The 26,308-nt window shown below is 67.7% G+C and carries 25 protein-coding genes; 17 read left to right on the top strand and 8 right to left on the bottom strand.

Translation table 11 applies throughout. The features are described from left to right. Nucleotides 1-254: 254 nt before the first annotated feature. Nucleotides 255-1,241, top strand: a complete 987-nt coding sequence (locus tag M1D55_RS12040) for a LysR family transcriptional regulator (protein WP_043438440.1) — start codon at nucleotides 255-257, stop codon at nucleotides 1,239-1,241. 99 nt (nucleotides 1,242-1,340) lie between these two features. On the opposite strand, the gene fur is transcribed toward M1D55_RS12040, so the two are convergent. Continuing rightward, on the bottom strand, nucleotides 1,341-1,772 hold the full coding sequence (fur, locus tag M1D55_RS12045) for a ferric iron uptake transcriptional regulator (protein WP_023263964.1): 432 nt from the start codon (nucleotides 1,770-1,772) through the stop codon (nucleotides 1,341-1,343). Nucleotides 1,773-1,968: 196 nt separating this feature from the next. Here fur and M1D55_RS12050 point away from each other — a divergent pair, with 196 nt between their 5' ends. The 9 genes from M1D55_RS12050 to M1D55_RS12090 all read left to right on the top strand — a co-directional run bounded on the left by M1D55_RS12050 (nucleotide 1,969) and on the right by M1D55_RS12090 (nucleotide 12,040). Further along, nucleotides 1,969-2,640 carry an outer membrane protein assembly factor BamE gene (locus M1D55_RS12050; protein WP_456282259.1) on the top strand — a complete coding sequence of 224 codons (672 nt, stop codon included), beginning with the start codon at nucleotides 1,969-1,971 and terminating at the stop codon, nucleotides 2,638-2,640. Nucleotides 2,641-2,802: 162 nt separating this feature from the next. Beyond that, on the top strand, nucleotides 2,803-3,600 hold the full coding sequence (gene dapB, locus M1D55_RS12055; RefSeq protein WP_456282260.1) for a 4-hydroxy-tetrahydrodipicolinate reductase: 798 nt from the start codon (nucleotides 2,803-2,805) through the stop codon (nucleotides 3,598-3,600). Between the two features lie 170 nt (nucleotides 3,601-3,770). After that, nucleotides 3,771-6,395 (top strand): leucine--tRNA ligase, encoded by a 2,625-nt coding sequence (gene leuS / locus M1D55_RS12060; RefSeq protein ID WP_064576544.1) that lies wholly within the window; start codon nucleotides 3,771-3,773, stop codon nucleotides 6,393-6,395. A gap of 63 nt (nucleotides 6,396-6,458) precedes the next feature. Next, nucleotides 6,459-6,965 (top strand): LPS-assembly lipoprotein LptE, encoded by a 507-nt coding sequence (locus M1D55_RS12065; protein WP_006579735.1) that lies wholly within the window; start codon nucleotides 6,459-6,461, stop codon nucleotides 6,963-6,965. A 68-nt stretch (nucleotides 6,966-7,033) separates the two neighbouring features. After that, nucleotides 7,034-8,089: a DNA polymerase III subunit delta gene (holA, locus tag M1D55_RS12070; RefSeq protein ID WP_456282261.1), complete on the top strand. Its 1,056-nt coding sequence runs from the start codon at nucleotides 7,034-7,036 to the stop codon at nucleotides 8,087-8,089. A gap of 120 nt (nucleotides 8,090-8,209) precedes the next feature. Next, entirely contained in the window at nucleotides 8,210-9,490 is a 1,281-nt protein-coding gene (locus tag M1D55_RS12075; protein ID WP_232206750.1) for a glutamate-5-semialdehyde dehydrogenase, read from the top strand. Between the two features lie 24 nt (nucleotides 9,491-9,514). Further along, the gene (locus M1D55_RS12080) at nucleotides 9,515-9,937 is read left to right on the top strand and encodes a CopD family protein (RefSeq protein ID WP_023263385.1); all 423 of its coding nucleotides are present in this window, start codon (nucleotides 9,515-9,517) and stop codon (nucleotides 9,935-9,937) included. A 62-nt stretch (nucleotides 9,938-9,999) separates the two neighbouring features. Then, nucleotides 10,000-10,605 carry a DsbA family protein gene (locus M1D55_RS12085; protein WP_456282262.1) on the top strand — a complete coding sequence of 202 codons (606 nt, stop codon included), beginning with the start codon at nucleotides 10,000-10,002 and terminating at the stop codon, nucleotides 10,603-10,605. A gap of 175 nt (nucleotides 10,606-10,780) precedes the next feature. Further along, on the top strand, nucleotides 10,781-12,040 hold the full coding sequence (locus M1D55_RS12090; RefSeq protein ID WP_456282263.1) for a THUMP domain-containing class I SAM-dependent RNA methyltransferase: 1,260 nt from the start codon (nucleotides 10,781-10,783) through the stop codon (nucleotides 12,038-12,040). Between the two features lie 61 nt (nucleotides 12,041-12,101). Here M1D55_RS12090 and M1D55_RS12095 read toward each other — a convergent pair whose 3' ends face one another. From M1D55_RS12095 to M1D55_RS12120, 6 genes are all read right to left on the bottom strand, one after another. Further along, the gene (locus M1D55_RS12095; RefSeq protein WP_456282264.1) at nucleotides 12,102-13,139 is read right to left on the bottom strand and encodes a response regulator; all 1,038 of its coding nucleotides are present in this window, start codon (nucleotides 13,137-13,139) and stop codon (nucleotides 12,102-12,104) included. Between the two features lie 191 nt (nucleotides 13,140-13,330). Further along, nucleotides 13,331-14,794 carry an NAD(P)(+) transhydrogenase (Re/Si-specific) subunit beta gene (locus tag M1D55_RS12100; RefSeq protein WP_023263383.1) on the bottom strand — a complete coding sequence of 488 codons (1,464 nt, stop codon included), beginning with the start codon at nucleotides 14,792-14,794 and terminating at the stop codon, nucleotides 13,331-13,333. Next, a complete protein-coding gene (locus M1D55_RS12105; RefSeq protein ID WP_006577188.1) occupies nucleotides 14,791-15,123 on the bottom strand; it encodes an NAD(P) transhydrogenase subunit alpha in 333 nt (110 codons plus the stop codon). Before M1D55_RS12105 ends, M1D55_RS12100 begins: the two co-directional genes overlap by 4 nt. A 49-nt stretch (nucleotides 15,124-15,172) precedes the next feature. Beyond that, nucleotides 15,173-16,321: an HAD family hydrolase gene (locus tag M1D55_RS12110; protein WP_456282265.1), complete on the bottom strand. Its 1,149-nt coding sequence runs from the start codon at nucleotides 16,319-16,321 to the stop codon at nucleotides 15,173-15,175. 4 nt (nucleotides 16,322-16,325) lie between these two features. Continuing rightward, nucleotides 16,326-16,688, bottom strand: coding sequence for an aspartate 1-decarboxylase (panD, locus tag M1D55_RS12115; protein ID WP_006577190.1), 363 nt, complete (start codon nucleotides 16,686-16,688; stop codon nucleotides 16,326-16,328). A 161-nt stretch (nucleotides 16,689-16,849) separates the two neighbouring features. After that, nucleotides 16,850-17,971, bottom strand: a complete 1,122-nt coding sequence (locus M1D55_RS12120; protein ID WP_456282266.1) for a Re/Si-specific NAD(P)(+) transhydrogenase subunit alpha — start codon at nucleotides 17,969-17,971, stop codon at nucleotides 16,850-16,852. Nucleotides 17,972-18,299: 328 nt separating this feature from the next. On the opposite strand from M1D55_RS12120, the gene M1D55_RS12125 reads away from it, so the two are divergent. The 3 genes from M1D55_RS12125 to M1D55_RS12135 all read left to right on the top strand — a co-directional run bounded on the left by M1D55_RS12125 (nucleotide 18,300) and on the right by M1D55_RS12135 (nucleotide 22,175). Further along, on the top strand, nucleotides 18,300-18,803 hold the full coding sequence (locus M1D55_RS12125) for an NUDIX hydrolase (protein ID WP_006577192.1): 504 nt from the start codon (nucleotides 18,300-18,302) through the stop codon (nucleotides 18,801-18,803). Continuing rightward, entirely contained in the window at nucleotides 18,800-19,948 is a 1,149-nt protein-coding gene (gene mnmA, locus M1D55_RS12130) for a tRNA 2-thiouridine(34) synthase MnmA (protein WP_456282267.1), read from the top strand. Before M1D55_RS12125 ends, mnmA begins: the two co-directional genes overlap by 4 nt. A 259-nt stretch (nucleotides 19,949-20,207) precedes the next feature. Further along, the gene (locus M1D55_RS12135) at nucleotides 20,208-22,175 is read left to right on the top strand and encodes a hypothetical protein (protein WP_456282268.1); all 1,968 of its coding nucleotides are present in this window, start codon (nucleotides 20,208-20,210) and stop codon (nucleotides 22,173-22,175) included. A gap of 19 nt (nucleotides 22,176-22,194) precedes the next feature. On the opposite strand, the gene M1D55_RS12140 is transcribed toward M1D55_RS12135, so the two are convergent. Continuing rightward, nucleotides 22,195-22,809: a glutathione S-transferase family protein gene (locus M1D55_RS12140; protein ID WP_006577195.1), complete on the bottom strand. Its 615-nt coding sequence runs from the start codon at nucleotides 22,807-22,809 to the stop codon at nucleotides 22,195-22,197. A gap of 418 nt (nucleotides 22,810-23,227) precedes the next feature. Between M1D55_RS12140 and purB the strand changes: the two genes are divergently transcribed. From purB to M1D55_RS12160, 4 genes are all read left to right on the top strand, one after another. After that, a complete protein-coding gene (gene purB / locus M1D55_RS12145) occupies nucleotides 23,228-24,619 on the top strand; it encodes an adenylosuccinate lyase (protein ID WP_456282269.1) in 1,392 nt (463 codons plus the stop codon). 272 nt (nucleotides 24,620-24,891) lie between these two features. Next, on the top strand, nucleotides 24,892-25,134 hold the full coding sequence (locus tag M1D55_RS12150) for an antitoxin (protein WP_023265229.1): 243 nt from the start codon (nucleotides 24,892-24,894) through the stop codon (nucleotides 25,132-25,134). Next, entirely contained in the window at nucleotides 25,134-25,535 is a 402-nt protein-coding gene (locus M1D55_RS12155) for a type II toxin-antitoxin system VapC family toxin (RefSeq protein WP_232206759.1), read from the top strand. Before M1D55_RS12150 ends, M1D55_RS12155 begins: the two co-directional genes overlap by 1 nt. 172 nt (nucleotides 25,536-25,707) lie before the next feature. Then, entirely contained in the window at nucleotides 25,708-26,256 is a 549-nt protein-coding gene (locus M1D55_RS12160) for a cytochrome b (protein WP_456282270.1), read from the top strand. Nucleotides 26,257-26,308: the final 52 nt, after the last annotated feature.

The raw sequence follows: 26,308 nt of genomic DNA on the forward strand, positions 1-26,308 counted from the left end.
GACGTCACCGCTTTGGCGGGGACTCCGAAGCGGCGCCCATGTGGCGCCGTTTTTTATGGCCTGTGTGCGCCAGCCCACGCACGGACTGTAAAATATGGTAAATACGACACAAGAACCCCGCTACGGAGGGGTTCCCGGGCGAGTAAAAATGACGTTTTCGCTTCCCCGAAGTGGCGATTTGATCTTACACTAGCCTTAGTGTCCTCGCGTGCGCTCGCCTGGCCACGCGTATCAAACCTGAACTGGGCGTGATCATGGTGAACGTTGACACCAAGCTGCTCGTGATCTTCACCGAGTTGCTCAGCAAGCGGAACGCGACCTATGTCGCCGAGAAGATGCACATGACGGCGCCAGCGGTATCGCACTCGCTGGGCCGGCTGCGCGAGATCTTCGACGACCCGCTGTTCATCCGCGTCCCGCATGGCCTGACGCCGACGCCGCGCGCGCTCGAACTCGGACCGAAGATCCGCGAGATGCTGGACCTGTGGTCCTCGATCAACGAGGGCGACGTCGATAACTTCGATCCCGCGGTCGCGTCCGGCACGCTGCATATCGGCTTTGCCGCCGAACTCGGCGATACGGTGTTCAACCGCTTCGTGTTGCGCCTGGCGCAGCTGGCTCCCGAACTGCATATCCGTCTGGTCGAATCCCATTCGTGGGAGGCCGATGTGGCCTCGATGCGCGCCAACGAGCTGGATTTGGCGTTCAGCGCGCTGCCGACCGGCCACCCGGAGATCGTCGAGGAAACCGTCGCCGCGCTGAACCTGTGGGTTTGCGCGCGCAAGGGGCACCCGTTGCTGCAGACAGCCTGCACGCTGGACCACTATCTCGAGTGCGGCCATATCTTCATGGCCTCGGCGGGCGGCACCGGGCGCCCGGCACCTTCGCTGATTCCGCTGGACTACGCGCTGCAGCAGCGCGGCCTGAAGCGCAATGCGGCGCTGACCGTGCACTCGTGGCGCGCCCAGGCCGAACTGGCCGCGCAGACCGACATGATCTTCACCGTCAACGCGCTGACCAAGGACGTCGCCTGCGAAAGCTACGGCCTGAACGCGTTCCCGCTGCCGGCCGAAATCCAGACCACGCTCGGCCTGAACATGTTTTGGCACCGCAGCCGCAACACCCATCCGATGCTGGTCTGGGCGCGCGGACTGTTCCGCCAGGTCGTGGCCGAATTTGTCGGCGTGCCGGTGCCCGGGCTGCCCCAGCGCATGGCCGAGATCGAGCGCGAGCAGGTCTAGGCAGATCTGGTGCGCGGCACCGCTGCACAACAAAAAACCGGCGCCTGGCGCCGGTTTTTTTGTTGCCGCCGCGTGCCTCCTCGCACGCGGTACCGTGCATCAGCGCTTGGGCCGATGCGGGCAAGCGGTCTTGGTGCAATTGCCGTACAGCGACAGCGCATGCTCCTGCAGCGCGAAGCCACGTTCGCGCGCGATGCTTTGCTGGCGTTGTTCGATCTCGCCGTCGAAGAATTCCTCGACGCGGCCGCAATCGAGACAGACCAGGTGATCGTGGTGCTTGCCTTCGTTCAGTTCGAAGATGGCCTTGCCCGATTCGAAGTTGTTGCGCGACAGCAGGCCGGCTTGTTCGAACTGGGTCAGCACGCGATAGACGGTGGCCAGCCCGATATCCATATGCTCGTTGAGCAGGATGCGATAGACGTCTTCCGCGCTCAGATGGCGCTGCTCGCTGGTCTGAAAGATTTCGAGGATCTTCAGCCGCGGCACGGTTGCTTTCAGGCCGATATTTTTGAGTTCCGCCGGACTCGGCATGGGCGTGACTCCCTAGAGTACAATGTCTGGATTGTTGAATCATAAGGGTTTTGCCGGCAAAAGTCGCCCGGCGCCGCCGGTGCTGGCAATGCGCTGATCCCTTCACGCGGCGGCGAGCGCGTGTCCGCGCGGACACGCGGCCCATGCCCACCGACCGGCACTTTCCCTTCCTTCGGTAGCGAGAACTGCGAGTTACATGGATTCCATTCGAACATCCGCCCTGCGCCCGGCGCTGCTGACCACGCTTCTGGCAGCCATCACGCTGGCCTCCGCCGCCTGCTCGACCTACGACAGCACTTCCCGCAAGATCGCCAACGCGATCACGCCGTACCGGATCAATATCGTCCAGGGCAACTTCGTCTCGCGCGAAGCCGCCGCTCAGTTGCGCGAGGGCATGACCCGCGACCAGGTGCAGTTCCTGCTCGGCACGCCGCTGCTGACCGACGTGTTCCACGCCAATCGCTGGGACTATGTGTTCTCGTTCAAGCGCGGCAATACCCAGGTGGTGCAGCAGCGCCGCTTCACCGTGTTCTTCGACAACGATCGTCTGGTCCGCTTCGGCGGCGATGAACTGCCGTCGGAATACGAACTGATCGCCGAGATCGACGGCATGAAGCGCGCGCCGGACGCGAAGGGCGCCAAGCCGGCGCCGCAGCAGGCCGCCGCGCCGGCCGAGCCGCCGGCTCAGCAGGGCGGCCAGCAGCCGCAGGCCCCGGCCGAAGCCGCGCAGCCCCAGGCGCAAGCACAGCCGTCCGCCTCCGCTTCCGAAGCCGCCGCAGCGCCGGCCGGTGCGACGCCGTCGCAGCCCGCGGCCGAGCCGGCCAGCGAGCGCGCCGCCAGCGCCGGCCCCGCCTACACCCTCAAGTAGGCAGCGGGCGCGGGCCACCGCCCGGTCGCCCCTGCCGTAGCACCCGCGCCGTTGCGCGCGTGGCCGTTCCACGCAGCGCCCGGCGCCATTCCGGTCTTGTTGACCGTATTCGCTGTCATTCGCTGAAATTCGCCTGATTTCTTTCCGGGGAACCGACTCGCCATGAAACTCGCTATCGCCGGCGCCTCCGGCCGCATGGGCCGCATGTTGATCGAATATGTGCTGGACGCCGAGGGCGTGACGCTGGCCGGCGCGCTCGATGCGCCCGGCGCCGCTGCGCTGGGGCAGGACGCGGGCCTGTTCCTCGGCCGCGAGACCGGTGTCACGATCACCTCGGACATCGAGGCCGCGCTGGCCGGTGCGGACTGCCTGATCGACTTCACCCGCCCCGAGGGCACGCTGGCCCATCTGCAGGTGGCGCGCCGTCTCGGCGTCAAGATGGTGATCGGCACCACGGGCTTCGACGATGCCGGCAAGGCCGCGCTGGCCGAGGCCGCGCAGTCGATCGGCGTGGTCTTCGCCGCCAATATGAGCGTCGGCGTCAACGCGACCTTCAAGCTGCTCGAGGTGGCCGCGAAGATGCTGTCCACGGGCTACGACATCGAGATCATCGAGGCCCACCATCGCCACAAGGTCGACGCGCCGTCGGGCACCGCGCTGAAGATGGGTGAGGTCATCGCCGAAGCGCTCGGCCGCGACCTGAAGACCTGCGGCGTGTTCGCCCGCGAGGGCCATACCGGCGAGCGCGAAGGGAATTCGATCGGGTTTGCCACGGTGCGCGGCGGCGATATCGTCGGCGACCACACCGTGCTGTTCGCCGGCATCGGCGAGCGCATCGAGATCACGCACAAGGCCTCGAGCCGCCAGTCGTATGCCGATGGCGCGGTACGCGCCGCCCGCTTCCTGGCCGGCAAGCCGAACGGGATGTTCGACATGCAGGACGTACTGGGCCTGAAGTAAGTCCTGCCATGCACGCGCCTGCGGCCCCCGCGATGGCGGGCGCAGGCCGTTTCCGCCGGCCACCGCCGGTTATAATCGGCGCTTTCCGCACGCCGCAACGGCCGGCGTGCCTTCCACCGCTGCCAGATTCCACATTGCCGATGCGCCGCGTGCGCACCGCTGTCCCAACCATGCAAGACAAATACCTCCCCGCCGAAGTCGAAGAATCCGCCCGCCAGCACTGGCAAGCCATCGATGCCTATCGCGTCGACGAGCACGCGGTGGGCCCCGACGGCAAGGAGAAGCCCAAGTTCTATGCCTGCTCGATGCTGCCGTATCCGTCGGGCAAGCTTCATATGGGCCACGTGCGCAACTACACGATCAACGACGTGATGGCGCGCTACCTGCGCATGAACGGCCATAACGTGCTGATGCCGATGGGCTGGGACGCCTTCGGCATGCCGGCCGAGAACGCCGCGATCAACAACCGCGTGGCGCCGGCCGCCTGGACCTACGACAACATCGCGTACATGAAGAAGCAGATGGCGTCGATGGGCCTGGCGATCGACTGGTCGCGCGAGGTCGCCACCTGCGATCCGAACTACTACCGCTGGAACCAGTGGCTGTTCCTGAAGATGCTGGAGAAGGGCATCGCCTATCGCAAGACCGGCACCGTCAACTGGGATCCGATCGACCAGACCGTGCTGGCCAACGAGCAGGTGATCGACGGCCGCGGCTGGCGCTCCGGCGCGGTGGTCGAAAAGCGCGAGATCCCGATGTACTACCTCGGCATCACGCAATACGCGGAGGAACTGCTGGGCGAGCTCGAAGGCCTGGGCTGGCCCGAGCGCGTCAAGGTGATGCAGCAGAACTGGATCGGCAAGAGCGAGGGCGTGCGCTTCGCCTTCCCGCACGCGATCGTCGGCGACGACGGCGAGCTGATCGGCGGCGGCAAGCTGTATGTGTTCACCACGCGCGCCGACACCATCATGGGTGTGACCTTCTGCGCGGTCGCCGCCGAGCACCCGCTGGCAACGCACGCCGCCTCGACCAATCCGGAACTGGCCGCCTTCATCGACGAGTGCAAGCACGGCTCGGTGATGGAAGCCGACATGGCGACCATGGAAAAGAAGGGCATGCCGACCGGCCTGAAGGTCGTGCACCCGCTGACCGGCGAGCCGGTCGATGTCTGGGTCGGCAACTACGTGCTGATGAGCTACGGCGACGGCGCGGTGATGGGCGTGCCCGCCCACGACGAGCGCGACTTCGCCTTCGCGCGCAAGTACGGCCTGCCGATCAAGCAGGTCATCGACGTCGAGGGTCGGCCGTTCTCGACCGAGGCCTGGCAGGACTGGTACGCCGACAAGGAACATGGCCGCTGTATCCATAGCGGCCACTACGACGGCCTGCACCATCGCGCCGCGGTCGACGCGATCGCCGCCGACCTGGCCGCCAAGGGCCTGGGCGAGAAGAAGGTGACCTGGCGCCTGCGCGACTGGGGCATTTCGCGCCAGCGCTACTGGGGCACGCCGATCCCGCTGATCCATTGCGACAGCTGCGGCGTGGTGCCGGTGCCAGAGCAGGACCTGCCGGTGGTGCTGCCCGAGGACCTGGTGCCGGACGGCAGCGGCAATCCGCTCGCCAAGGATCCGCGCTTCCTCGAATGCACCTGCCCGTCCTGCGGCAAGCCGGCCCGGCGCGAGACCGACACGATGGATACGTTCATCGACTCGTGCTGGTACTACATGCGCTATACCTGCCCGGACGCGGCCACGATGGTCGATGCGCGCAACGACTACTGGATGCCAATGGACCAGTACATCGGCGGCATCGAACACGCGATCCTGCACCTGCTGTACGCGCGCTTCTGGACCAAGGTGATGCGCGACCTGGGCCTGGTCAAGTTCGGCGAGCCGTTCACCAACCTGCTGACGCAGGGCATGGTGCTGAACGAGACCTACTATCGCGAGGACGCCAGCGGCAAGAAGCACTGGTTCAATCCCGCCGACGTCGATGTGAAGACCGACGAGCGCGGCCGCCCGGTCGGCGCGACGCTGAAGGCCGACGGCCAGCCGGTCGAGATCGGCGGCGTCGAGAAGATGTCGAAGTCCAAGAACAACGGCATCGACCCGCAGGCACTGATCGACCAGTACGGCGCCGACACCGCGCGCCTGTTCACGATGTTCGCCGCGCCGCCCGAGCAGCAGCTCGAGTGGAGCAGCTCGGGCGTCGAGGGCGCGTCGCGCTTCCTGCGCCGCGTCTGGGCCTATGGCCAGGCCAATGCCGAGGCGATCCGGGCGGCCGGCGCCGGCGGTGAAGCCGTCGACGCGGACCGCGCGCTGCGCCGCGACGTGCATGGCGTGCTGCGCCAGGCCAACTACGATTACCAGCGGATCCAGTACAACACCGTGGTGTCCGCCGCGATGAAGATGCTCAACGCGCTGGAAGACGCCAAGTCGGCTTCGCCGGCCGCGCGCCGCGAGGGCTTCGGCATCCTGTTGCGCGTGCTGTACCCGGTGGTGCCGCACATCACCCACGTGCTGTGGCAGGAGCTGGGCTACGCCACCGCGCATGGCGATCTGCTCGATGCGCCGTGGCCGCAGGTCGACGAGGCCGCGCTGGTGCAGAGCGAGATCGAGCTGGTGCTGCAGGTCAACGGCAAGGTGCGCGGCAGCCTGACGGTGCCGGCCGACGCCGACCGCGCCGCGATCGAGGCGATGGCCGCCGCCAGCGAGACCGTCGCCAAGTTCGCTGCCGGTGCCGCGCCGAAGAAGATCGTGGTGGTGCCCGGCCGCCTGGTCAATGTGGTGGTCTGAGGCGGGCCGCCCTGCAATGGCATCCCGCCGCCGCGCCATCGTCCCAATCAAAGGAATCGCGCCATGACTAGACCGAACCCGAATCGCCGCGCCGTGCTGGCCGCGCTGCTGGCCGCCGGTGCGCTGGCCGGCTGTGGCTTCCATCTGCGCGGCAGCTCGGACTTCGCCTTCAAGCGGCTGTATGTCGGCATCCCGAAGAACTCGCTGATGGGCGCCGAACTGACGCGCGCGATCCAGGGCGGTTCCGATACCATCGTCGTCACTGATCCGAAGCAGGCCGACGCGCTGCTCGACGTGCTCGAGGACACCCGCACGCGGACCGTGCTGTCGATCACGACGGCCGGTGTCGTGCGCGAATACCGGCTGACCCAGCGCTTCACGTTCCGGCTGCGCGATGCGGCCGGCCGCGAGATGATCGCGCCGTCGCAGATGGTGCTGTTCCGCGACCTGACTTACAACGAGGCCAACGCGCTGGCCAAGGGCTACGAGGAAGAGCAGCTGTATCGCGACATGCAGCGCGACATCGTGCAGCAGCTGATGCGCCGGCTCGCCGCCGCCAAGCCCGCCTGAGGCCGCGCACGGCGCACGCACAGGCAACACGGACACGACAGGCAAGCCAGGCGGACACGGCCCACCGGATGCAGCTCAAGCTCGACGCCCTCGACGGTCACCTGCGCCAGGCCCAGGCGCGCGGGTTGGCGCCGCTGTACGTGGTACACGGCGACGAGCATCTGCTGGTGCTCGAGGCGGTCGACCGTCTGCGCCAGGCGGCGCGCGACGCCGGCTACAGCGAGCGCGACGTGCTGGTGTCCGAGCGCGGCTTCCAGTGGAGCCAGCTGCTGGAGGCCCAGCAATCGATGTCGCTGTTCGGCGACCGCAAGATCGTCGAGCTGCGCATTCCGTCCGGCAAGCCAGGCAAGGAAGGCGGCGAGGCGCTGCGCGCGGTGGCGGCGCAGCTGGCGGGCGCGCAGTCCGCGTCCGATCTGGTGATGCTGATCACGCTGCCGCGGCTGGACTTCGCCGCGTCGAAATCCGCCTGGTTCCAGGCGCTCGAGGGCGCCGGCGTCTCGATCAAGGTCGACAACGTCGATCGCAGCCGGCTGCCGGCCTGGGTCGGCGAGCGGCTGGCGCTGCAGAACCAGCGCGTGGAACCGGGCGAACCGGGCCGCCGCGCGCTGCAGTTCATCGCCGACAAGGTCGAGGGCAACCTGCTGGCCGCGCATCAGGAAATCCAGAAGCTCGGGCTGCTGTACCCGGCCGGCGTGCTGACCTTCGACCAGGTCCACGACGCGGTACTCAATGTCGCCCGCTACGACGTGTTCAAGCTGTCCGAGGCGATGCTCGGCGGCGACGTGCCACGGCTGGTGCGGATGCTCGAAGGACTGCGCGGCGAGGGCGAGGCCACGGTGCTGGTGCTGTGGGCGCTGACCGAGGAAATTCGCGTATTATCCAAGGTCCGGCAGGGGCTAGCCGGCGGCAAGCCGATGGGCGTGCTGACCCGCGAGCTGCGCATCTGGGGACCGCGCGAGAAGCTGGTGCCGCAGGCCGCGCAGCGGCTGTCCACCGAGCGCCTCGAGGCCGCGCTGGCGATGGCCGCGAAGCTGGACCGGCAGACCAAGGGGCTGCGCGTCGACGGCATGCCGGCCGAGCCGTGGGATGGCCTGCTGCAGCTGGCGCTGATGATCGCGCGCTGATCCGCCGCCGTTCCAACGCTGCCCTGCGGCCGAGCGCCGCCGGAACCCGCGCCGCCGCGCCGCCCGCAGCGCGACCCGCCAAAATACAAGATTGCCAGGCCGCACCGACCGGCCCCCGATATGAACGAGCTCGACCTCTACCAGTACATGGACCGCGTCGGCCGCCAGGCCCGCGCCGCATCGCGCGCGATGGCGCGCGCATCGACCGCCGACAAGAACCGCGCGCTGCTGACCATCGCCGCCGCGATCCGACGCGACGCCGAGCAGTTGAAGGCCGTCAATGCGCGCGATGTCGAGCGCGCCCGCGCCAACGGCCAGGACGCCGCCTTCGTCGACCGCCTGACGCTGTCGGACAAGGCCATCGCGACGATGGCCGCGGGCCTCGAGCAGATCGCCGCGCTGCCCGATCCGATCGGCGAGATCGGCAACATGAAATACCGGCCGACCGGCATCCAGGTCGGCCAGATGCGCGTGCCGCTCGGCGTGATCGGCATCATCTACGAGTCGCGTCCCAATGTGACGATCGACGCCGCGGCGCTGTGCCTGAAGTCCGGCAACGCGACCATCCTGCGCGGCGGTTCGGAAGCGATCGAATCGAATACCGCGCTGGCCCGGCTGGTCGCCGAGGGCCTGGCCGAAGCCGGTCTGCCGGCCGAGGCGGTGCAGGTCGTCGAGACCACCGACCGCGCCGCGGTCGGCCGCCTGATCACGATGACCGAGTATGTCGACGTGATCGTGCCGCGCGGCGGCAAGAGCCTGATCGCGCGGCTGATGGAAGAGGCGCGCGTGCCGATGATCAAGCATCTGGACGGCATCTGCCACGTCTACGTCGACGCCGACGCCGACCTCGACAAGGCGGTGCGCATCTGCGACAACGCCAAGACGCAGCGCTACGCGCCGTGCAACACGATGGAAACGCTGCTGGTCGCCGAATCGATCGCCGCGCGCGTGCTGCCGCCGCTGTGCAAGATCTACCAGCAGAAGGGCGTCGAGCTGCGGGTCTGCCCGGCCACGCGCGCCACGCTGGAAGCGGCCGGCATCAAGGGGCTCGTCGATGCCACCGAGGAGGACTGGCGCCTCGAATACCTGGCGCCGGTGCTGGCAATCCGCACGGTGTCCGGCCTCGACGAGGCGATCGCCCATATCAATACCTACGGCTCGGCCCATACCGATTCGATCGTCACCGAGAACTATTCGGCCGGCATGCGTTTCCTGCGCGAGGTCGATTCGGCCAGCGTGATGATCAACGCGTCGACGCGTTTCGCGGACGGCTTCGAATACGGCCTGGGCGCGGAGATCGGCATCTCGAACGACAAGCTGCACGCACGCGGCCCGGTCGGCCTCGAAGGACTGACCTCGCTGAAGTACGTGGTGTTCGGCCACGGCGAGATTCGCACGTAAATCGCCGCGTCATACGGATCGCCGATGCTCTGGGTCAAATCGCTGCATATCGTCTTCGTGGTCTCCTGGTTCGCCGGGCTGTTCTATCTGCCGCGCATCTTCGTCAATCTGGCGATGGAGACCGATCCCGCCGCGGTGACGCGGCTGCTGGCGATGGCGCGCAAGCTGCTGCGCTTCATGACGATGCTGGCGATCCCCGCGCTGGCGTTCGGCCTGTGGCTCTATCTGGGCTATGGCATCGGGCGCGGGCCGGGGCAGGGCTGGATGCATGCCAAGCTGGCGCTGGTGCTGGTGCTGCTCGGCTATCACCATGGCTGCGCGGTGCTGCTGCGCAAGTTCGAGGCCGGCCGCAATACCCGCTCGCACCGCTTCTACCGCTGGTTCAACGAACTGCCGGTGCTGGTGCTGCTGGCGATCGTGGTGCTGGTGGTGGTCAAGCCGTTCTGACGCCCTCTGACATCCCGTTCTGACGCTGTATCTCTTCGCCTGAACCCATTCCCGAGGAACCGATGAGCAAGCAGATCGACTACTACTTCTCGCCGCAGTCGCCGTACGTCTATCTCGGCCACGCGCGCTTTACCGAGATCGCGGCCCGTCATGGCGCCCAGGTCAATCTGAAGCCATGCGACCTAGGCAAGGTGTTCGCGACCTCGGGCGGTCTGCCGCTGGCCCAGCGGCCGCCGCAGCGCCAGGCCTACCGGCTGATCGAACTGGCGCGCTGGCGCGACTACCTCGGCGTGCCGCTCAATCTGGAGCCGAAGTACTTTCCGGTCTCGGGCGACGCCGCCAGCCGGCTGATCATCGCGGCGCGGCTGGCGCATGGCACCGCGCGCGCGATGGCGCTGCTCGGGGCGATCGGCCAGGCGCTGTGGGCGCAGGAGCGTAATATCGCCGATGCCGCCACGCTGGCCGAGCTGGCCGATCGCCTGGACTTCGATGGCGCGGCGCTGCTCAAGGCCAGCGAAGGGCAGGGCGTGCAGGACGAATACGCGCGCCATACGCAAGATGCGATCTCGGCCGGCGTGTTCGGCGCGCCGTGGTATGTCTACGACGGCCAGCCGTACTGGGGCCAGGATCGGCTCGACTTTCTCGATCGCGCGCTGGCGGCCGCCTGAGCGCGGTCCGTGCCGGCCCAGGCCGGCGCCGGTGCCTCCGTCCGCCACGGCGGACGTTTTTGTTTGAAGCGGCTTGTGCCGCCGTTTCGCCTGCTGTTTATTTGACCTGTCGCGACCACTGGACCATTCGCGACTTTCTTGCGACCCGTTCGCGACCTTTTGCCGGACCGCTGTGATGACTCAAGCCTTCTTCGCCCCCTGCCCGCGCGGCCTCGAGAGCGCGCTCGCCGACGAGCTGCGCGAGATCGCCGTGCGGCCCGATGTCGACGCCCTGGCGCCGTTCGACGTCCATCGCGAGGTGCCGGGCGGCGTCAGCTTTTCCGGCGACATGGCGGCCGCGTACGCGGTCAACCTGCATTCGCGCATCGCCAGCCGCGTGCTGCTGCGGGTCGCCGCCCGCGGCTACCGCCACGAGGACGACATCTACGAGCTGGCGCGCGCGCAGCGCTGGGACCAGTGGTTCGGTCCGGACGAGACCATCAAGATCGAACTGACCGCGCACCGCTCGCCGCTGCGCAGCCTGAACTTCACGGCACTGCGGGTCAAGGACGGCGTCTGCGACGCGATGCGCGAGCGCCTCGGTGCACGGCCCAGCGTCGATACCGCCAGCCCCGACGTACGGATCTACGCGCACCTGACCGAGCACGACTGCACGCTGTACCTGGACACCACCGGCGAGCCGCTGTTCAAGCGCGGCTGGCGCATGGAGAAGGGCGAGGCGCCGCTGAAGGAGAATCTGGCCGCGGGCATCCTGCGGCTGGCCGGCTGGACGCCGGGCAAGACCGCGCGGCCCTTCTACGACCCGATGTGCGGCAGCGGCACGTTCCTGGTCGAGGCGGCGCAGGTCGCGCTCGGTCTCGCTCCCGGGGCGGCACGCAGCTTTGCCTTCGAATGGCTCAAGGGCATCGACCAGAAGCCGTGGAAGGCGCTGAAGAGCGAGGCCCAGGCCGCCAGCCGGCGCGCCGCTGCGGCGGCATCGGCGACGGACCGCGCGATCGCGGGCAGCGATATCTCGACCGACATGCTGGCGATGGCGAGCGCCAACTGGCAGCGTGCCGGCTTGCCGGGCGAGCTGCGCACCAAGCAGGTCGATGCGCGCCACGTGCAGCCGCCATTCGCGGAACCCGGCCTGTTGCTGCTGAACCCGCCCTATGGCGAGCGGATCGCGGTGCGCGGCCAGCGCCGGCCCGCATTCGACGAGGCGCCGGTGGACAGCGCCGAGGAAGACGCCGCCAACCAGTTCGCCAGCGCGTTCGCGACGACGCTGAAGCAGCATTTTGCCGGCTGGGAGGCGTGGATCTTTACCGGCGACCTGTCGCTGCCGCGCCGGCTGCGGCTGAAGGAATCGCGGCGGGTGCCGCTGTATAACGGCGCCATCGAATGCCGGCTGTTCCGCTTCGAGATGGTGAAGGGCGGGAACCGGGCGCAGTCGTGACGGCCTGATGGTGTTCTCCCTCTCCCGCAAGCGGGAGAGGGGAGAGAACCGGTAGTAGCTCTCAACGCCCCGTCAAACTGCCTTCGTTGCGCTCGAATTCCGTCAGGAAGGTCCTGAAGCTGACCACCGGCTCGTCCAGCAGATGGCGCGGCAGGTCGAACAGCGCGTACAGGAATTCCTCGCGGCCCTCGACGCGCTCGGCCGGCAGGCAGTATTGCTCCCAGTCGACGCAGGCCGGCGTGTACATGCCGTTGCCGGGCCAGAAGAACGGCACGATGCGGCCTTCGCGCAGGCCCTCGGTCAGCGCCGCCGGCGCGTCGTAGGCCTCGGCCGATTCGACCTGGCTGGCCAGGCTGGTGCGGGTCTCGATCACCATCAGCGTGGCCTGGCCCTGCGCGGTCAGCAGCAGGATGCCGGCCGGGTTCGGGTACAGGTAGTACTCGACGAAGCCGTAGCGCGCCGCCAGCTGGCGCACGCGCTCGGCCATCGCGGCATCGGACAGGAACGAGAACGAGTGCCGCGTCAGCAGGTCGCGCAGCGTGTGCGACAGCGTGGTGAAGTACTGCTGCTGCAGCGCGTCGATCTCCTGGTCCAGGCGCTCGACCATATTGCTGTCGTGCTTCTTGACGTAGCGGTCGATCAGTCCGTGGTTGAAGCCCTGCACCGCGACCCCCTCGTCGGCGGTGCCGGTCAGCAGGATGGTCTTGCACGGCAGGTCCTGCAGCGCGCGGCAGAATTCGAGCCCGTCCATCTGCGGCATCGAATAGTCGACCACGATCACGCCGGGCTGCACGAAGCGGTGAATGTCATGGATCTGCCGGTGGATGCGGTCGATATCGAGCTGCACGGTGCGGCGCTCGGTCAGGAACGTCAGGTCGTCGTGCGTGACGCGCACCGGCAGGAAGCCGGTGAAGCGCGTGGTGTAGGCCTCGCGGATCCACTGCAGCGCCTCGCGCGGGTCGGTGAAGGTGACCACCGGGCGGCTCCGGTCCATCTGGAAGACCAGGCTGTCCATGAACGAACGGCTGTCGTCGACCAGCACGGTCAGGATCGGATGTTGGAAGACCGGCAGATGCCGGTCCTGCGGATTGAATGTCATGTCGCGTGCGACCCCGGGGAGGCGAGAAGCGGGTCCGGCTGCAGCGGGGAGCGCGGGGCCGGCGCCAGGGCCGCCATGGCCGGCGCATGCCGGCCCCCGCGGCCGAGGGCCAGTATAGCGCGCCGGAGCGGGGGCGCAACCGGCCCTGGAGTAGGGCCGGCGGCACAGCTTTTACGGGTGCGCGATCGCGGTCAGGCGACTGCCTTGACCATGTCCTCGACCACCTTCTTGGCGTCGCCGAACACCATCATCGTCTTGTCCATGTAGAACAGCTCGTTGTCCAGCCCGGCGTAGCCGGCCGCCATCGAGCGCTTGTTGACGATGATGGTCTTGGCCTTGTAGGCCTCCAGGATCGGCATGCCGGCGATCGGCGAGTTCGGGTCGGTCTTGGCCGCGGGGTTGACCACGTCGTTGGCGCCCAGCACCAGCACCACGTCGGCCTGGCCGAACTCGCTGTTGATGTCCTCCATCTCGAAGACCTGGTCGTACGGCACCTCGGCCTCGGCCAGCAGCACGTTCATATGGCCTGGCATCCGGCCCGCGACCGGGTGGATCGCGTACTTCACCGTGACGCCCTTCTCCGACAGCATCTCGGTCAGCTCCTTGAGCGCATGCTGGGCGCGCGCCACCGCTAGGCCGTAGCCGGGCACGATGATCACGGTCTCGGCATTGCCCATCAGGAAGGCCGCGTCGTCCGGCGAGCCGGACTTGACGTTGCGCTGCGCCTGCGCGCCGGCGGCGGCCGCGCTGCCGGCCTCGCCGCCGAAGCCGCCGAGGATCACGTTGAAGAACGAGCGGTTCATCGCCCGGCACATGATGTACGACAGGATCGCACCGGAGGAACCCACCAGCGAGCCGGCGATGATCAGCATCGGGTTGTTCAGCGAGAAGCCGATGCCCGCCGCCGCCCAGCCCGAGTACGAGTTCAGCATCGACACCACCACCGGCATGTCGGCGCCGCCGATCGGGATGATGATCAGCACGCCGAGCACGAAGGCGATCGCCAGCATCACCAGGAATGGCACCCACTGCTGTGTCATGAAGAAGGCGATGCCGAAGCCGACCATCGCCACCGCCAGCGCCAGGTTCAGCCAATGCTGGCCGGCGAACACCACCGGCGCACCCTGGAACAGCCGGAACTTGTAGCGGCCGGCCAGCTTGCCGAACGCGATCACGGAACCGGAGAACGTGATCGCACCGACGAAGCAGCCGATGAACAGCTCGATGCGGTTGCCCAGCGGAATCTCGTGCGAGCCTGCCGCGGTGATGCCGAAGGCGGCCGGTTCCGCCACCGCCGCGATCGCGATGAAGACCGCCGCCAGGCCGATCAGCGAGTGCATCGCCGCGACCAGCTCCGGCATCTTGGTCATCTCGACCTTCTTCGCGACGTAGGCGCCGATGCCGCCGCCGACCACCAGTCCGGCCAGGATCAGGCCGAGCCCGGTGCCGATCGACGACTGGCCGATGCCCGCGGCCAGGAACTCGTTCTTCAGCTTGACGATCAGCGCGACGGTGGTCAGCGCGGCGATCGCCATGCCGATCATGCCGAAGGCGTTGCCGCGGCGCGCGGTCGCCGGATGCGAGAGCCCCTTCAAGGCCTGGATGAAGCAGACCGAGGCCACCAGGTAGAGCAGCGTGACGACGTTCATGCTCATTGCGCGCCCTCCTTGTTGCCGGCCGGAGCCGACTTCTTCGGCTCCTTCTTCTTGAACATCTCCAGCATGCGCTGGGTCACCAGGAAGCCGCCGAACACGTTGACCGCGGCCAGGGCCACGGCCAGCGTGCCCATCGCGCGGCCGACGCCGCCTTCGGTCAGCCCCGCGGCCAGCATCGCGCCGACGATGATGATCGCCGAGATCGCGTTGGTGACCGCCATCAGCGGGGTATGCAGCGCCGGCGTAACCGTCCAGACCACGTGGTAGCCCACGTAGATCGCCAGCACGAAGATGATCAGGTTGATCACCGTGTGGTTCACCATCTCCATCGACTTCTCCTCCCGTTGCTTGAATTCGGTTGTCCGCGCAGTTTCCCGGCTATGGCGCGGCCGGCTTCGCCATTGGCTCGCCGGCCAGCGCCGGTGATGGCGTCCGTGCCGACGGCGGCACGAATACCCGCTCCCAGTCGCGCCGCATGCTGACCACGGTCCAGCGGTGCGCGGCGGCGGCCTTCAGCGACGCGCCATCCGGCTCCGTATAGGCCGACTCGCGCTGCGCGTCGTCATGGTCGATCAGCATCTGGAACGATGGCCCGTGCCGTCCCTGGCTGTAGGCCAGCATCGCGATATCGCCGGCGCCGCCGACATTGCCGGCCGCGAACACCGGCCGCTGGCCGATCTGCAGCGCGATATTGGCGGGTTTGTTCTCTTTGTCGTTGAAGCTGTCGACGCGCGGCTCGCGCCAGACCGCGTTCCCCTGGGCGGTTTCGCGAAAGCGCAGTGCCAGCCGGGAGCCAATCACCTGCTGTGGCGCGATGCCGTAGTAGTCCGCGGAGAACGCACGCATGAAGTCGGCGGTGGAACCCGCGCACAGCCAGGTCTGGTAGCCCTGCGCGCGCAGATGGGCGAGCAGCTCGAGCATCGGCTGGTAGATGCCGTCGCGCAGCGGCGCGCGGCTGCGGGGATGACGGGCGGCCGCGAGAAAGCGCCGCGCCTCGTCCTGGAACGATTCGACCGCGGTGTTGCCGTACACGGCGTGCAGCAGCTGCAGCGCCGCGGTGTCGCCGCGCTGCAGGTAGCCGCGCGGATCGGCGAGGAATTCGCGGTAGGGGCTTTGCGCGCCCAGCGCGGGATCGGCGTCGGTGCGCGCACGCGCCAGGTGCGCGACGAACAGCAGCTCGGCGCGCGGGTCCTCGCGCCACAGCGTGCCGTCGTTGTCGAAGATGGCGATGCGGTCCGCCGGGGCGACGAAGGCCGGGCCGCCCACAGTGGTGGTGTCGCGCACGAAGCGCAGGATCGCCTGCTTGGCGGGACCGTCGCGCCAGGAGGGCAGCGGGTCCGCCGCGGCGGAAGTCGGCGGTGCACCGCCGTCAGGCGATGGCGATGCGGGTCCCGATGCGGGTGTCGATACGCCCGCGCAGGCCGCGCAGCCCGCCGTCAAGACAACGATCAGCCAGCGGCGCCATGCGCCAGGGCCACCGTTGGCATGCCGGGACTGCGGGCGAGACTGCCTGCGCGCGGCGATCATGGGATTACACCTTCTTGATTTCCTTGATGCGGTTGTTGTCGTCGACCAGCACGATCTTCGGCTTGTAGTCGGCCAGTTCCGCATCGCTCATCGGCGCGTAGGTGCAGATGATCAGGTGGTCGCCCAGGTGGGCGCGGCGGGCGGCGGCGCCGTTCAGCGAGATCTCGCCGGTGCCGCGCTTGCCCTTGATGATGTAGGTCGAGAAACGCTCGCCGTTGTTGACGTTATAGAGCTCGATCTTCTCGTACTCCTTCATGTCCGCCGCGTCGAGCAGATCCTCGTCGATGCCGCACGACCCCTCGTAGTGCAGGTCGGCCTGCGTCACGGTGACGCGATGCAGCTTGGCGCGCAGAATGATGCGTTGCATGGTGTTGCTTTCCTTCGTTGATGCTGGCGCCGCGACGGCTCGAACGTGGGGCCGCGGCACCGTGAAAACGCGCCCGGGATGGGCGCGGGGTTGAAATCGATGGTGGAGGGTCGGCGCTGCCGGCGCGCCGATCGCACCGGCGGCGCCGGGCCGGCTGCCGCTCAGGCGGCCTGGCGGGCCAGCGCGCCGTCCCTGCTGATCAGGCAGGCCGCGACGATATCGTCTTCCGCGTTGATTGTCAGCTTGCCGTCCTTGTCGACGATCAGCTTGAGGAAGTCGAGCACGTTGCGCGCGTACAGCGCGGAGGCGTCGGCCGCGACCATGCTGGCCAGATTGGTGTAGCCGACCAGCGTCACGCCATGGCGCTCGACCACCTCGTCCGCCACGGTCAGCGGGCAGTTGCCGCCTTGCGCGGCGGCCAGGTCGACCACCACCGAGCCGGGCTTCATCGCCTGCACGGTCTCTTCCTTGAGCAGCACCGGCGCACGCCGGCCCGGGATCAGCGCAGTCGTGATGACGATATCGGCCTGCTTCGCCCGCTCGTGCACCAGCGCGGCCTGGCGCTGCATCCAGCTTGCCGGCATCGGCCGCGCATAGCCGCCGACGCCCTGCGCGATCTCGCGCTCCTCGTCGGTTTCGAACGGCACGTCGAGGAATTTCGCGCCCAGCGATTCGATCTGTTCCTTGACCGCGGGCCGCACGTCGGAGGCCTCGATCACCGCGCCCAGCCGCTTGGCGGTCGCGATCGCCTGCAGGCCGGCGACGCCAGCGCCGAGAATCAGCACGCGTGCCGCCTTGACCGTACCGGCGGCGGTCATCAGCATCGGCATGAAGCGTTGGTAGTGGTTGGCGCCGACCAGCACGGCCTTGTAGCCGGCGATATTGGCCTGCGAGGACAGTACGTCCATGCTTTGCGCGCGCGTGGTGCGCGGCGCGGCTTCGAGCGCGAAGGCGACGATGCCGGCGGCCGCCATGCGCGCGTTGTTGTCGGCGTCGAACGGATCGAGCATGCCGACCAGCGCGGCGCCGGGGCGAATCTGCGTCAGTTCCTGCGGATCGGGAGCGCGTACCTTCAACACGAGCTCGGCGCCGAACGCGCGGGCGGCATCGACGATGCTGGCGCCGGCGGTCTCGTAAGCGGCGTCGGGACAGCTGGCGCGTACACCGGCACCGCTCTGCACGAGCACCTGATGGCCTTGGGCGACGTACTTCTTGACGGTCTCGGGGGTGGCGGCGACACGCGCTTCGCCGGCCCGTGTCTCCAGCGGGATACCGATCTGCATCGTCAGCTTCTCCTGTTGCGGTGCCGCTCCGGGCTACGGCCGGGCAGGCATCCGGGCTCGTTTGTCGGCGCCGCCGTCCAGCGCAGCGCACAATTTTTTCGCAGCTTACAGGAATCTGACGGCAATGGGGGCGATGTGGGCGCGATGTGGGGGCGATGCGGGGGCGATGCGGGGGCGATGTGGGGGCGATGTGGGGGCGATGTGGGGGAGAGGGGGCGATGCGGGGGAGATCGACTTGCGGTCCCCCGCCCGGGCCTGGCGCGGGCGGCCTCGCTGCAGCGGCGCGCGCCTGCCGGTAAAATGCCGGATTGCCTAAAACTTGTGCATCATGTCCCAAGACTGGAAAACCAGCGTCACCGTGGCGGCCGTGATCGAACGCGGTGGCCGCTTCCTGCTGGTCGAAGAAGAAACCCGCGACGGCCTGAAGCTGAATCAGCCGGCCGGCCACCTGGACCCGGGCGAGAGCCTGGTGCGCGCGGTGATCCGCGAAACGCTGGAGGAAACCGCGCACAGCTTCGAGCCGCGCGCGCTGCTCGGCTGCTATCTGGCCCGTTCGGTGACCTCGCCGACCACCCAGCATCCCGAGGGCGACATCACCTATGTGCGCTTCGCCTTCACCGGCGATCTGGGTCCGCTCGACAGCGGCCGCCCGCTCGACACCGGCATCGTCCGCACCGTCTGGCTCAGCGCCGACGAGATCCGCGCCTGTCCCGAACGCCATCGCTCGCCGCTGGTGCTGGCCTGCGTCGAGGACTATCTGGCGGGCAAGCGCTTCGCTCTCGATGCGCTGTACACGCATCCGTCGACGCTGATGCCGGGAGCCCATCCATGAGCGCAGCCAGCAACGCCGGATCGCTTGCCGCGGTCTCGACCCGTCCCGAACTGAACCCCGCCATCGGCCGCGGCGAGCGCGTGGTGGTCGGCATGTCGGGCGGGGTGGACTCGTCGGTCACGGCCTGGCTGCTGAAGCAGCAGGGCTACGAGGTGGTCGGCCTGTTCATGAAGAACTGGGAGGACGACGACGACAGCGAATACTGCTCGACGCGCCAGGATTGGCTCGACGTGGTCTCGGTGGCCGACCTGATCGGCGTCGACGTCGAGGCGGTCAATTTCGCCGCCGAGTACAAGGACCGCGTGTTCGCCGATTTCCTGCGGGAATATTCGGCCGGCCGCACGCCGAACCCGGACGTGCTGTGCAATGCCGAGATCAAGTTCAAGGCCTTCCTCGACCATGCGATGTCGCTCGGCGCCGAGCGCATCGCCACCGGCCACTATGCGCGCGTGCGGCAGGGCGAGCATGGCCGCTTCGAACTGCTGAAGGCGCTGGACCACACCAAGGACCAGAGCTACTTCCTGCATCGGCTCAATCAGGCGCAGCTGTCGCGCACGCTGTTTCCGCTGGGCGAGATCCCGAAGACGCAGGTGCGCGAGATCGCCGCCGAAATCGGCCTGCCGAACGCGAAGAAAAAGGATTCCACCGGCATCTGCTTTATTGGCGAACGTCCATTCCGCGATTTTCTGAATCGCTATCTGCCGACCAGGCCCGGGCCGATGAAGACGGCCGACGGCAAGGTCGTCGGCGAGCATATCGGGCTGGCGTTCTACACGCTGGGCCAGCGCAAGGGCATCGGTCTCGGCGGCAGCCGCGACGGCAGCGGCGACGCGTGGTACGTCGCGCGCAAGGACATGGCGTCGAACACGCTGTACGTGGTGCAGGGCCACGACCATCCGTGGCTGCTGTCGCCGACGCTGCGGGCTGCCGACCTGTCGTGGGTCGCCGGCGAAGCGCCGCGCGCGGGTACCGCGCTCAGCGCCAAGACGCGCTATCGGCAGAGCGACGCGCCGTGCGTGGTCGGCGCGGTCGACGGTGACGATCTTCAGCTGCGCTTCGACGAGGCGCAGTGGGCGGTCACGCCGGGCCAGTCGGCGGTGCTGTACGACGGCGAGGTGTGTCTTGGCGGAGGCATCATCCAGTAAGGGCCGCGTGGCCAGCGGCACGATCGGCAAAAGCAGGCGGTAGAAGCGAAAGCGGGCGGAATTACGGCAAAGCGGGGGGCAGGGAGTTCGCGCACCATTCGCATTCGTGCGGCGCCGGCGATGGTGCCCCCGATGGTGCCCTCGATGGCGCGACCGATGGCGCGCCCGATGGCGCGCGATAGTGCCCCGCATCCGGGTTCCCGACTTCCCGAGTTCCACGCGGCAAGGCGCCAAGCGGCCTTGCCCATGCTTGCCTGCCATGCCCCTGAATCCGCCTGTTACTGGCCGTGCGCCTTCCGCGCCGTCCTTCCTGCCTGTCGCCGAGCCGACGGCCTTTCCTTCCTCCCATCCCGCCAGCACCGGTGCGCTTGCCATCGCGCCGCCACCGGGACAGCCGGCGTCGTCCGCCAGCAAGGCCACCATCGACCTGGTTCCTTGCCATGTCTGGCAACAGGTGGCCGGCATGCTGCCACCGCGAACCTGCGCCAACCTGGCCCGCGCGTCGAAATCGATGCTGCAAGCGCTACGCAACGCGCTGCATGCCGACAAACTGCTGCACCACGCGCGGCGAGCGGCGACGCCGTCCACGATCGCGCCGATATTGCGCGAATGCACTTCCGGGACGCACGCCTTGACCGACCAGCATCGCGACAAACGGCAATGCCTGGCCCCGGGACAGCACGTCGTTCCGACAGCGCGGAGGGCCGAGATTCTGGCCACGCTGGTGCGGCGTGTCTTTCAGCTGCCCTATCTGGCGAGCCGGCGGCAGCACGATATCGCCAGGGCGGTGCTCGATCTGCCGGCATCGGTTCGTGCCGGCCCGCTTCAGCGACTGCTGGCTGCTGCGGGCTACCGGACCCGCACCGAAGCCGATTCCGCAGGCGCCGTCTGGGAGGAGTACGGCGTCTCGCCCGATGACCTGATCGTCGCGGTCATGGAGCTGCCGGCGAGCCAGCGCGGACCGTCGCTGTGCGCCTATCTGCGCCTCTGCGCGCGGCCGCTGTCCGAACAGGGGCTGGCGCTGTGGATCGACGCCGGCCGGACCCTGCCGCTCGAGCAGCGCGTGGATCTGCTGCTGACGCTGCTGGAGCGCGTGCGTTGGCGTAGCGGCATGCCGGCGCTTGCCGATCGCCACCTGCAACTGCTGCAAGCCAATGGCGAACTGCTCGATGCCAGGCGACGTCCGCTGTCGGCGCAAACGGCGCTGTTGCTCGAGCTCGTCAAGACGCTCGAGCGCGACCGTACCAACACCACCTTGGGACCGGGATTCCAGAGCGCGACATGGCCGACGGTGTGGAATGCCGTGCTGGATTCGACGCAGGCGCTGTCCGTCGAGGACCGGGCCGTTGTGATCAAGGCCATGGCCTGGGTAGCGAACGAATGGGCGCCGCCTGGGACGGCGGACCGCGTCCGTGCCGCCGCCGATGGGCTCTTGCCGGCGGACCGGGAAGCGGTGGCGGCCGTGCTTCGGTATGTCGAGGGGGGTGGCCCTTCCCCGGCCGAGCCACTGGCGGCGGTTTCCGAGTTCAGGGCGTTCGTCAAGGCCATCCTGAAAACCACCCGGGATGAAGCCGTCATCCTGGAGCGCTACGCCGGTCTGCCGGAGGACGTACAACTGGCCGCCCAGGACAGCGCGAGGGCAACGGCATATCGGTGCGACAGCGACCTCGTGGTCTGGGGACCGCTGGCAGGCGCCATGCTGGCGCACACGACCAACGCGCGGCGTCACGCCGGGTGGCTCGATGCCGGGCTCGCCAAGGCATGGCGTTCGATGATGGTCGAAATGCGGGAACCGCCTCCGGAGTGGGGTCGCATCTGGCGGGACATCATCGCCGCGGCGCTGTCCCGAGTCGAGCCAACACTGCGCGCCCAGGTCCTGGATGCGTTGGCGGTCAAGTTCAGGAAGATCGATGAACGCGCGTGGCTGCTGCAGCAGACCCGGACGCTGCCATCGACACTGCAGGCGCAGGTCCTGTGCCGGCTGGCGATGTTCGACCTGCGCAAATGGAGCGGCGATCGGAAGGGTGTGCAACTTGCCGCCAGACCGCTACTGGAACAACTGATTGCCGCCACCGCGGCATTGCCCGGCCAGTATCAGGGTTTGCCGCTGCTCGCCCTGTGCGAGTTGCGCGCGCAGCCGACGCGGCATGCGGCGCTGCGAGACGTCTGGAAGCGCTTCGATGCGATCCGCTGGGCAGCGCCGCCCGAGGACAGGCGTTTCGACTGACCCTCGGGCGGGCGCCGGCTCAACCGCGTGGCGGTTCCGTATCGATGAACGACTGGCGCTTGCTGATCTTGTCGTGGAAAGCGACCAGGTTGGGATGGCGCTCGCGCCAGGCAATGTCCGGGAAGCGGAAGTCCAGATAGGACAGGGCGCAGCCGACCGCGACGTCGGCCAGCGAATAATGGTTGCCGGCGCACCAGGTGCGATCGGCCAGGCCGTTGGCCATTGCCACCAGCGCACTGTCGATCTTGCCGAGCTGGCGGCGCACCCAGCGCTCGCTGCGCTCGGCCGGCTCGCGTTGCGTATGTTCCAGCCGCGCCAGCAGCGCCGCGTCGAGCAGGCCGTCGGCCAGCGCCTCCCAGCAGCGCACCTCGAGCCGCTCGCGGCTGCCTTGCGGAATCATGCGGCTGACGGGCGTCAGCGTATCGACGTACTCGACGATCACGCGCGAATCGAACACCGCGCCGCCGTCCTCCATCACCAGGCAGGGCACCTTGCCGAGGGGATTGAATTGACCGATCGCCGTGTCCGGCGACCACACGTCGACTTCCACCATCTGATAGTCGATCTTCTTCTCGGCCATCACCACGCGCACCTTGCGCGCGTAAGGGCTGGTCTGCGATGCGTACAGCTTCATGTTCTCCCCTTGAGCTCGTTATGAAGTGCATCGGGCGCTCCGCAGCGGGAGCGGCTGGCCTCGTGCGCCGGCGGTGGCGCGCGGGTCCGGTCTGCCTTGATGCACTTCGTAACAGGCCGCTGGCTCGGCGTGGCGAGTATAACCGCCCGGGAGGCCGTTCCGGCACGGCGCCGGCGCCGAACGGGCGCCCCGCGGGGCTGCCCGCAACACTGGCGACGATCGCGCGGCGCAGCGGGGAGGGCGGTGGTAAAATCGCGGCTTTCCAGCGCCGGCTGCCAGGCCGGTGCACCGGTTCGCGCCGGATTGCGCAGGATCGTTCCCGGCTTTGTATGCGTCTGAGTACATAGGCTGTGCCAGCGCAGCGCGCCCGCCGACCGTTCCAGGTTTTCCTCTTCATTCCCTCCCGCCGTCTGCCAGCATGTCCGCTACCGCCTCCCCCGCCGCGCTCTCGCCGCTCACCGCCCTGTCCCCGATCGATGGCCGCTATGCCGCCAAGGCCGACCCGCTGCGCGAATGGCTGTCCGAGGCCGCCTTCATGCGCCACCGCGTCAAGGTCGAAGTCCATTGGCTGATTGCGCTGGCCCGTACCGGCCTGCCCGACATGCCGAAGTTCTCGGCGCAGTCGGAAGCCGCGCTGCTCGCGCTGGTCGAGCACTTCAGCGAAGCCGACGCGGCACGGATCAAGGAGATCGAGGCGGTCACCAATCACGACGTCAAGGCGGTCGAGTACTGGATGAAGGAGCGCGTGCAGGACAACGCCGAGCTGGTGGCCGCCAGCGAATTCATCCACTTTGCCTGCACCTCCGAAGACATCAACAACACCTCGCACGGCATGATGCTCAAGGGCGCGCGCGACAGCGTGCTCGTGCCGACGCTGCGGCGCGTGCATGCGCGGCTGGTCGAACTGGCGCATGCCAACGCGCGCGAGCCGATGCTGTCGCGCACGCACGGCCAGCCGGCCAGCCCGACCACGCTGGGCAAGGAAATGGCCAACGTCGCCGCGCGCCTCTCACGTGCGATCGAACGGATCGAGCGGGTCGAGCTGCTCGGCAAGATGAACGGCGCGGTCGGCAACTACAACGCCCACCTGTCGGCCTATCCGGAGTTCGACTGGGAAGCGTTCTCGCGCGATGTCATCGAGAACCGGCTGGGCCTGGCCTTCAACCCCTACACGATCCAGATCGAGCCGCACGACTACATGGCCGAGCTGTTCGACGCGGTGGCCCGTGCCAACACCATCCTGCTGGACCTGGACCGCGACGTCTGGGGCTATATCTCGCTGGGCTACTTCAAGCAGAAGACCAAGGCCGGCGAGATCGGCTCGTCGACGATGCCGCACAAGGTCAATCCGATCGACTTCGAGAACTCCGAGGGCAACCTGGGCGTGGCCAACGCGCTGCTGCGCCACCTGTCGGAGAAGCTGCCCGTTTCGCGCTGGCAGCGCGACCTGACCGACTCGACGGTGCTGCGCAATATCGGCGTCGCGTTCGGCTACAGCCTGCTGGCCTACGAGGCCTGCCTGCGCGGCCTGGGCAAGCTCGAGACCAACCCGGAGCGGCTGGCCGAGGACCTGGACAACTGCTGGGAAGTGCTGGCCGAGCCGGTGCAGACCGTGATGCGGCGCCACGGCATCGCCAATCCCTATGAGCAACTGAAGGAACTGACCCGCGGCAAGGGCATCTCGCGCGAGGCGCTGCGCACCTTCATCGAGGGCCTGGCGATCCCCGACGAGGCCAAGGCTCGGCTGCTCGAGATGACGCCGGGCAGCTATATCGGCCGCGCGGTGGAACTGGCCGAGCGGTTGAAGTAGGGAAGCAAGGCGCGGTACCGGATCGCGCCTCTCTCGTCCCTTCGCCTCTCTCGTCCCTTTGTCACCGAGCCGCCCCATGGGGCGGCTTTTTGCTTCCTGGGCGCCTTGTCCGGTTGGCCTGGCCGGTCAATTCGGCAGCGTAAGGAGGCGACACGATGTGCCCACCTCCTATTTCATAGGGGGGCCGAATCGGTACCATTTCCCACATGACTGGAAGACTGGCGCACCCACTACAGTTGGCATATGCTTTGACATATGCCAAGGGGTGTACCATGACGACGACAACGGAAGGCAGGCATGTGCGGCTTTTCCGCAATGGCCGCAATCAGGCAGTGCGGATACCGCGCGAATTCGAGTTACCCGGAGAGGAGGCGATCATGCGTAAAGAAGGCGACAAGCTGATCATCGAACCGATTCCTGCGACGTCGTTCCGGGCGCTTCTCGCGCAGTGGGAGCCGCTGGACGAGACGTGGCCGGACATCGATGACCGGCCTCCCGAGCCGGTGGATCTTTGATGGCGTTGTACCTGCTTGACACGAATATCGTGTCGGCGGCCCTTCGGAATACCCGTGGCGCCTGTGCCGCGCGGATCGGAATGACGGACGCCGAGGCGCTGTGCACGTCCATTGTCGTCGCGGCCGAACTGCGCTTCGGCGTTGCGAAGAAGGGTTCCGCCGAGTTGGCACGCCGGGTGGAACATGCCTTGAGCACGCTTCGCGTGTTGCCGCTCGATGGCGATGCCGATCGGCACTATGGCCGGCTGCGCACCGAGCTGGAGCGCCATGGGAAACCGATCGGCGCCAACGATATGCTGATCGCCGCGCATGCCCTGGCGATTGACGCTGTACTCGTGACGGACAACGTGTCCGAGTTTTCCCGCGTGCCGGGTTTGCGCTACGAAAACTGGCTGACTTGAGGCCATCGGGCGTCCCGATGTGCCGAGCCCAGGCCGTCGCGCGGGCAGGCCCCTTCAAACGCTTTGAACGACTTGATGAAGTTCCGCCTTTCCGACGTCACTTTTCGGGCGCAATAATGCGAGAATCAATAGCGTTTGCCGAAAGAATAAAGACTGAAGCCGGATTTCCTCAATGCGTTCCAATACTTCCGCGCGCTATGGCGCGACCGCGATCGGCCTGCACTGGATCGTCGCGCTGCTGATCTTCGCCGCCTTCGGGCTCGGCCTTTACATGACCGACATCCCGGGCTTCACGCCGACCAAGCTGAAGCTGTACTCGTGGCACAAGTGGCTGGGCGTGACGGTGTTCGCGCTGGCGGTGATGCGTGTGCTCTGGCGCCTGACCCATGCGGCGCCGGAGCCGGTAGCCGGCATGCCGGCCTGGCAGGCAGCCGCCGCGAAGGCCGCCCACGGGCTGCTCTATCTGCTGATCCTGGTGGTGCCGGTGACCGGCTACCTGTACAGCCTGTCCGCCGGCGTGCCGGTCGTTTATCTGGGCGTATGGCCGCTGCCGCAGCTGATCGAGCCGAATGACGCGCTGAAGGAGACGCTGAAGTACGCCCACATCTGGCTGAACTACCTGATGGCAACGATCGTCGTGCTGCATGCCGCCGCGGCGCTGAAGCACCAGTGGCTGGACCGCGACGGCACGCTCGGCCGGATGCTGCCGTTTCTGCGCTGAGCCCGCCCGAGCGCCAGAATCCTGCGCAGAATCGCCCGCAGGATCACCACCC

It is taken from the genome of Cupriavidus sp. JZ107 (genome assembly GCF_053903255.1).

Excerpts from the sequence above, each read along its gene's own strand:
- M1D55_RS12040 (WP_043438440.1), top strand. The coding sequence starts at position 255 with ATGGTGAACGTTGACACCAAGCTGCTCGTGATCTTCACCGAGTTGCTC.
- fur (WP_023263964.1), bottom strand. The coding sequence starts at position 1,772 with ATGCCGAGTCCGGCGGAACTCAAAAATATCGGCCTGAAAGCAACCGTG.
- M1D55_RS12050 (WP_456282259.1), top strand. The coding sequence starts at position 1,969 with ATGGATTCCATTCGAACATCCGCCCTGCGCCCGGCGCTGCTGACCACG.
- dapB (WP_456282260.1), top strand. The coding sequence starts at position 2,803 with ATGAAACTCGCTATCGCCGGCGCCTCCGGCCGCATGGGCCGCATGTTG.
- leuS (WP_064576544.1), top strand. The coding sequence starts at position 3,771 with ATGCAAGACAAATACCTCCCCGCCGAAGTCGAAGAATCCGCCCGCCAG.
- M1D55_RS12065 (WP_006579735.1), top strand. The coding sequence starts at position 6,459 with ATGACTAGACCGAACCCGAATCGCCGCGCCGTGCTGGCCGCGCTGCTG.
- holA (WP_456282261.1), top strand. The coding sequence starts at position 7,034 with ATGCAGCTCAAGCTCGACGCCCTCGACGGTCACCTGCGCCAGGCCCAG.
- M1D55_RS12075 (WP_232206750.1), top strand. The coding sequence starts at position 8,210 with ATGAACGAGCTCGACCTCTACCAGTACATGGACCGCGTCGGCCGCCAG.
- M1D55_RS12080 (WP_023263385.1), top strand. The coding sequence starts at position 9,515 with ATGCTCTGGGTCAAATCGCTGCATATCGTCTTCGTGGTCTCCTGGTTC.
- M1D55_RS12085 (WP_456282262.1), top strand. The coding sequence starts at position 10,000 with ATGAGCAAGCAGATCGACTACTACTTCTCGCCGCAGTCGCCGTACGTC.
- M1D55_RS12090 (WP_456282263.1), top strand. The coding sequence starts at position 10,781 with ATGACTCAAGCCTTCTTCGCCCCCTGCCCGCGCGGCCTCGAGAGCGCG.
- M1D55_RS12095 (WP_456282264.1), bottom strand. The coding sequence starts at position 13,139 with ATGACATTCAATCCGCAGGACCGGCATCTGCCGGTCTTCCAACATCCG.
- M1D55_RS12100 (WP_023263383.1), bottom strand. The coding sequence starts at position 14,794 with ATGAGCATGAACGTCGTCACGCTGCTCTACCTGGTGGCCTCGGTCTGC.
- M1D55_RS12105 (WP_006577188.1), bottom strand. The coding sequence starts at position 15,123 with ATGGAGATGGTGAACCACACGGTGATCAACCTGATCATCTTCGTGCTG.
- M1D55_RS12110 (WP_456282265.1), bottom strand. The coding sequence starts at position 16,321 with ATGATCGCCGCGCGCAGGCAGTCTCGCCCGCAGTCCCGGCATGCCAAC.
- panD (WP_006577190.1), bottom strand. The coding sequence starts at position 16,688 with ATGCAACGCATCATTCTGCGCGCCAAGCTGCATCGCGTCACCGTGACG.
- M1D55_RS12120 (WP_456282266.1), bottom strand. The coding sequence starts at position 17,971 with ATGCAGATCGGTATCCCGCTGGAGACACGGGCCGGCGAAGCGCGTGTC.
- M1D55_RS12125 (WP_006577192.1), top strand. The coding sequence starts at position 18,300 with ATGTCCCAAGACTGGAAAACCAGCGTCACCGTGGCGGCCGTGATCGAA.
- mnmA (WP_456282267.1), top strand. The coding sequence starts at position 18,800 with ATGAGCGCAGCCAGCAACGCCGGATCGCTTGCCGCGGTCTCGACCCGT.
- M1D55_RS12135 (WP_456282268.1), top strand. The coding sequence starts at position 20,208 with ATGCCCCTGAATCCGCCTGTTACTGGCCGTGCGCCTTCCGCGCCGTCC.
- M1D55_RS12140 (WP_006577195.1), bottom strand. The coding sequence starts at position 22,809 with ATGAAGCTGTACGCATCGCAGACCAGCCCTTACGCGCGCAAGGTGCGC.
- purB (WP_456282269.1), top strand. The coding sequence starts at position 23,228 with ATGTCCGCTACCGCCTCCCCCGCCGCGCTCTCGCCGCTCACCGCCCTG.
- M1D55_RS12150 (WP_023265229.1), top strand. The coding sequence starts at position 24,892 with ATGACGACGACAACGGAAGGCAGGCATGTGCGGCTTTTCCGCAATGGC.
- M1D55_RS12155 (WP_232206759.1), top strand. The coding sequence starts at position 25,134 with ATGGCGTTGTACCTGCTTGACACGAATATCGTGTCGGCGGCCCTTCGG.
- M1D55_RS12160 (WP_456282270.1), top strand. The coding sequence starts at position 25,708 with ATGCGTTCCAATACTTCCGCGCGCTATGGCGCGACCGCGATCGGCCTG.